This is a genomic window from Paraburkholderia sp. Ac-20347 (genome assembly GCF_017104805.1).
In the GTDB taxonomy this organism is placed as follows: domain Bacteria; phylum Pseudomonadota; class Gammaproteobacteria; order Burkholderiales; family Burkholderiaceae; genus Paraburkholderia; species Paraburkholderia tropica.
The window spans coordinates 1-4,019 of the sequence record NZ_JAAGPN010000436.1 but is presented as its reverse complement, the minus strand read 5'-3'; the positions used below and the strand labels follow the sequence as shown (position 1 = coordinate 4,019).

General features: G+C 67.1%; 3 protein-coding genes and 1 pseudogene. All 4 read right to left on the bottom strand.

The features are described 5' to 3' along the window. Positions 1-727 (bottom strand): annotated as a pseudogene (locus tag G3N97_RS37090) (sensor domain-containing diguanylate cyclase); the annotation flags it as partial. Positions 728-939: 212 nt separating this feature from the next. Next, entirely contained in the window at positions 940-1,815 is an 876-nt protein-coding gene (locus G3N97_RS37085; protein ID WP_205997735.1) for an alpha/beta hydrolase, read from the bottom strand. 14 nt (positions 1,816-1,829) lie between these two features. After that, positions 1,830-3,023 (bottom strand): glycosyltransferase family 9 protein, encoded by a 1,194-nt coding sequence (locus G3N97_RS37080; RefSeq protein WP_205997734.1) that lies wholly within the window; start codon positions 3,021-3,023, stop codon positions 1,830-1,832. Next, on the bottom strand, positions 3,020-4,019 hold a 1,000-nt coding region (locus tag G3N97_RS37075; RefSeq protein ID WP_205997733.1), incomplete at its 5' end, for a sulfotransferase. The genes G3N97_RS37075 and G3N97_RS37080, both read right to left, overlap by 4 nt.

Genomic DNA, 4,019 nt, shown 5'->3' with positions numbered 1-4,019 from the left:
GGCGCGTGATCGGCGGATTCAGCGCGCTCTGGACGTGTTCGTTGGCCGCGCCTGCTTCGGCGAAGTCGGAGCGCAGGCCTTGGGCCACGGCGTCGAGCTGACCTTCGAGCACGAGATAGCGCGTGCTCAGTTCGCGCCGCCGCTGCGCGTCGTTCGCGCCTTCGTGCAGGCGATGGCCGATGCCGTCCACGGCGTCGAGCAGCGCGGGATAGCGCAGGATCGACAGCGACATCGAGTAGTAGCTGTCGAGGTCGGGGTCGAGAATCAGATTCGATTGATTGCCCACGCGCGTGATCAGATCGCGGCAGGCCGAGAGCGCGTCGTGGACGGCGCGCGAATTGGCGGCGTCGGCGGCGATCGACGCGTCGGGCACCTGCGCGAGCGCATCGAGTGCGGCGCGCACGCGCGCATTCAGCTCGCCGCTTTGCATATTGGCGCCGTATTGCTGTTCGGCATTGGCGAGCGCGGCGGTGGTGTGCGCCACGCGCGATGCGTCGAGCGGTCCGCCCGCGCCGCGCTGGGCGACGTCGATGATGGCGTCGCGTACGCTCGCGAGATAAGCATTGCCGACGATTTCCTTTTGCGAGAAGTCGATCGACATGTACTTCTCGTGAATCAGGATGCTGCTGATATACACCACCGCGCTCAGATCGAGCAGATAGATCAGCAGCAATTTGCGGCCCACGCGCAAACGGCCCAGTAGTCGAAAAAACGGATTGTGTTTCATCGCTCGCGCCAAAATGACACTGTGTTTTACGCTACATTCTGTACTGAAAATCGATGTGCCCAATATTAGCGCGTGAGATTACGCGCCTTTCTCTCTGCTTGACGGCAAGGTTGTGCGAGCACTTAAGCACGCGGGGCGCGATTCCCTGCGTTGGGGTGAAAATGCTTCGGCGTGGTGCGGCGACGCACTGTGGCGGCGCGCGCGTTCCGTTTTTATTCGCAGCGTGGCGCAATCTGCAATAGCACCGGCCACTGACTGCTCCAGTCGCCGTCGTGCTCCATGCCCGGCACCGTGCGCACGCTGACGCAGCGGCCGCCCGCAGCCGCCGCGAAGCGGTGCGCGACTTCGGGCGTGACGATGCGGTCGGCGTCGCTGTCGAAGTGGATCTGCGCAATCGTGGCGACGCGCGTGGCGGCATCGATGGGATTGAGCGAATCCGGCATCGCGGAAACGCCGTGCGTGCGATTGATGTACTCGTCGTCGAGATTGCCCGCGACGGTGCGCAGCGTGGCGACGTCGTGGCGGCGCGCGGCGACCAGCACGGCAATCGCGCCGCCGCCGGAAAAGCCGATCAGATTCAGACGCTGGCCCGGCGCGCGCGCGGCGATCTGCCCGACGGCGTCGTTCATCGACGTAACCACTTCAGGCGCAAAACGTTTGTCGGTCCACCAGGGCACCGAGCAGCGCGGGTTGAGCGCCATCGGCGTGAACTGGCAAGGGCGCGCGAGATAGGCCACGTTCGGGCCGGGATCGGCAGCGGCGAGCGCGAGGCCGGTCGCTTCGCGCGGCGTGGGATCGAGCGACGGTTCGCTGCGCGAGAGCCACGCGAGGCCGTCGCCTTCGATATACACGTTGATCGGCCGGTCCGGCTGCGTGATGCGCGTCCATGCCGTGAGCACGAATGGCGGCGTGGCGATCTGTTCGCGTACGAGCGGAGCGGGGGCGGCGTGCGCGGCGAGTGCGTCGGCGTGCGCGTCGCGGTCGAGCGCCGCGCAGCCGCTCAACTGCAAAGCCGCGCCGATGATCAGGCCGAATGTGCCGAATGCGCTGAATGTGCGCGATAGTTTCAGAAGCGGGAAGCGTCGCATGATCGTCGTGAAGTTCATGGCGTGGCGCGCCTCGGCGTCTTCGCCACGAGGCGCTTGAGATCGCCGGCAAGCGCGCGCGTGACGCTGTCCCAGTCGCCGCGCTGCGGCTGGCGATAAAGCTTCATCGACGGATACCACGGGCTGTCGTCGCGGCCGAGCAGCCAGCGCCAGTCGGGCACGAACGGCAGCATGACCCAGACTGGCCGCCCGAGCGCGCCCGCCAGATGCACCGGCGACGAATCGACGGAAATCAGCAGGTCGGCGACTTCGAGAATCGCGGCCGTGTCCTCGAAATCGCGGATCTCGTCGCTTAGCGATAGCAGCGACATGCCCGCGGGCGGCTCGTTCGCCTGCGCTTCGGCGGGCCCTTTCTGGATCGAGACGAAGCTTGCGCCCGTGGCCGCGAGTGGCGCGAGGCGCGCGAGCGCCATCGAACGGTTCGCGTCGTTGCCGTGCGTCGGACGACCGGCCCAGACGAGCGCGACGAGCGGACGCGGCAGATGCGCGAGGCGCGCGCGCCAGTGCTCGACGCGCTGCGGATCGGCGCTCAGATAAGGCATCTGGCCGGGCAGGTCGCTCAGCTTGAGCTGCATCGCCATCGGCAGACTCATCATTTCGCAATGCTGATCGAAGGCGGGCGGCAGTTCGCCGCGCACGACGAGCTCGTCGTAGCCGCCAAGGCGGCGCGCGAGCGGCAGCGCTTCGGCGTTCACTTCGAGCACCACGCGCGCGCCGCTGCGCGCCTTTGCCCACGACACCATGCGCATGAACTGGAAGGTGTCGCCGTAGCCCTGTTCGTCGTGAATCAGCAGCGTTTTGCCAGTGAGTCGCTGGCCTTCCCAGCGCGGCATCTGCACCTTGCGCTCGTATTGCGTCGTGTGCGCGAGGCTGTAGCGATAGCGGTATTCGCGCCAGCCGCGTTCGAATTCGCCGAGCAGCAGCAGTGTTTCGGCGAGATCGAAACGTATCGGGTAGTCGCCGGGCAGATTCGCGACCAGCATTTCCTGGATCGCGCGCGTGCCCGAGAGTTTGCCTTGCGGACGCAGCGCCGCGGCCATCAGGTGCCAGAGGCGCAGCGGTCCGGTGCCCGAGGCGAGCGAGGGCGCGAGCAGCGCTTCCGCTTCTTCGAAACGGCCCGCATTGAGCAGGTTTTTCGCTGAGCGTTCGAGAGCCGCGAGCGCGGCGGGATCGATCTGGCCTGCGCTCATGCTGCGTCTCCGTGCGTTGTGACGCCGGCGGCGGCCAGCGCGGCGAGCAGGGGTTGCAGATGCGCGGCGTGAGCGCGCCCGCGGCCTTTCGACGTGGCGTAGAGCGGCCGGCGCACCTGGTTGACGCTCGCGGTGCGTACCACGCGCGGATTCGCGTGGAAGTCGAGGCAGGCGTCGTCCCACGTCAGACCGAGAAAGTCGATCAGACGGCGCGCCTGAGCTTCGAGATCGTCGATCACGTCTTCATAGTCGACTTCGATAAAGCGGTCGGCGGGCAGCGTCTTGCGCCACTGCGCCATGAGGCGCGCGTAATCGCCGTAGAACGCGCCGAGTTCGGCCTGATCGTAGGCGAAGCGCTGATCGCCCGCGAACAGTTGCGTGTAGCACGACAGGCAGGTGTCGACGGGATCGCGCCGCACGTGCACGATGCGTGCGCGCGGCAGGATGTGCGGAATGAGCGCGGCGTAAAAGAAGTTCGCGGGCATCTTGTCGACGAGGCGCGTGATGGCTGCGTGGGCCGAGCCGGCTTGCACGAGCGGTTCGACGCGCGCCAGATAGTCGTTGCCGATGCGCGCGAGTTGCGCGGCGTCGAGATTCGCGGCGCTCGCGGGCCAGGGGGCGCGCGATTCGACGGCATGCCGCAGCGCGGACAGCTCGCCCGCGCCCGCGACCTGCGGATGCGAGGACAGAATCTGTTCGATCAGCGTGGTGCCGGAGCGCGGCATGCCGATCACGAAGACCGGCAGTTCCGACACGGGCGAGTGCGTGGCATCGAAGCGGGCATTGGCGATGGCCTCGCCGATCCGCGTCATCCACGCATGCGTGGCCGCCGGATCGTAGACGAGGCTCGCGCGTTTGAGCCGGTTGCCTGCGTCGAAATGCGCGAAGGCGCGCGCGCTTTCGCCGAGTTCGAGCCAGGCCTTGCCGAGTGCGAAACGCGCCTGGATCCGCTCGGGCCGCGCGCGTTGCGCGCCGTCGGCGATGAAGGCTTCGAGA

Bases quoted from the DNA above. Each gene is read 5' to 3' on its own strand.
- G3N97_RS37085 (WP_205997735.1), bottom strand. From the start codon at position 1,815: ATGCGACGCTTCCCGCTTCTGAAACTATCGCGCACATTCAGCGCATTC.
- G3N97_RS37080 (WP_205997734.1), bottom strand. From the start codon at position 3,023: ATGAGCGCAGGCCAGATCGATCCCGCCGCGCTCGCGGCTCTCGAACGC.